The sequence below is a fragment of the Variovorax sp. 01T439_2 genome (assembly GCF_056398445.1).
On record NZ_JBFTPJ010001271.1, the window covers coordinates 1 to 1,241 of the forward strand.

A 1,241-nucleotide genomic window follows, 5' to 3' on the forward strand; every position below is an offset into this window, starting at 1 on the left:
GTGTCATTGCGAACGCTCGGGAAGATTGCGGGGCAGCGGCACGGCCTCGGCCGGTGTCGCCGCGTGGTTCCTGCCGTTGACGGCGGGCATCAGTGTCTTGTCCGCCAGGGCCTTGTTGATTTCGACGCCGCGGCGGTACTAGTCTTCCGACACCAGCGGGTCGGCGCTGCCCCAGGCAACCCAGAAGGTCACGAAGCTTGCGACCACCACCAGCGCCGGGCCGGCAATCACCATCCACAGCAGCGGGTGGCGCCACCATGCATCGCCGGCAGCCGGCGGATCGTTCGTCGTTGCATTCATCTTTCGTCTCCTTCAGCGCGGCACCAGGAAGACCGCTTTCTCCGACACCTGAAAACCGCCGCGTTCGTCCCGGATGTCGAAGTGCACCGTGTGCGAACCGGCGGGCACCGCGCCATAGGGCACCTGCAGCCGCACCGCGACCCAGCGCGACTGCGCCGCACCCACCGCGACCGCCGCGCCGGGCGAGACGGTCAGGCCCTCGATGCCGTGGGCGGCAATGCGGTAGTCGCGCGGCTCCTCGGTGGCGTTCATGATCTGCAGCCGGTAGACGTTCTCGAGCCGGCCGTCCTCGACGATGCGGGCCAGCGAGGCGCGGTCGCGCACCACGTCCACCTTCAGCGGCGTGCGCGCCACGAGGCTCGCGAGCAGCCCGAGGACCAGCAGCGACAGGATGGCGCTGTAGACCAGCACGCGCGGACGCAGCACCCGGCGCAGCAGCTGGCGGCGCGACCATCCGGCCTCCATGCCGTTCTGCGTGTCGTAGCGGATCAGCCGCGGCGCATAGGCCATCTTCTGCATCACCGTGTCGCAGGCATCCACGCACAGGCCGCAGCCGATGCATTCGTGCTGCAGCCCCTGGCGGATGTCGATGCCGGTCGGGCACACCTGCACGCACAGCCCGCAGTCGATGCAGTCGCCCAGCGCCATGCTGCGCGGGTCGATGCCCTTGCGCCGGGGCGCGCGCGGCTCGCCGCGCTTGGGGTCGTAGCTGACGATGAGCGTGTCGCGGTCGAACATGGCGCTCTGGAAGCGCGCATACGGGCACATGTACTTGCACACCTGCTCGCGCATGAAGCCCGCGTTGCCATAGGTCGCAAAGCCGTAGAAGAACACCCAGAACACTTCCCACGAGCCCATCCGGGTCTGCAGGAAGGCCATGCCCAGCTCGCGGATCGGCGTGAAGTAGCCCACGAAGCTGAAGCCCGTCCACATGGCGATGC

At 68.5% G+C, this 1,241-nt stretch carries 1 protein-coding gene and 1 pseudogene; both read right to left on the reverse strand.

Features of this window, described 5'->3' with window-relative positions; all coding sequences use genetic code 11:
• Positions 1-3: 3 nt before the first annotated feature.
• A pseudogene (locus tag AC1DOC_RS34185) lies at positions 4-300 on the reverse strand (FixH family protein).
• A gap of 12 nt (positions 301-312) precedes the next feature.
• Positions 313-1,241 (reverse strand): cytochrome c oxidase accessory protein CcoG (gene ccoG, locus AC1DOC_RS34190; protein ID WP_478131638.1); only part of this gene is annotated, 929 nt, incomplete at its 5' end.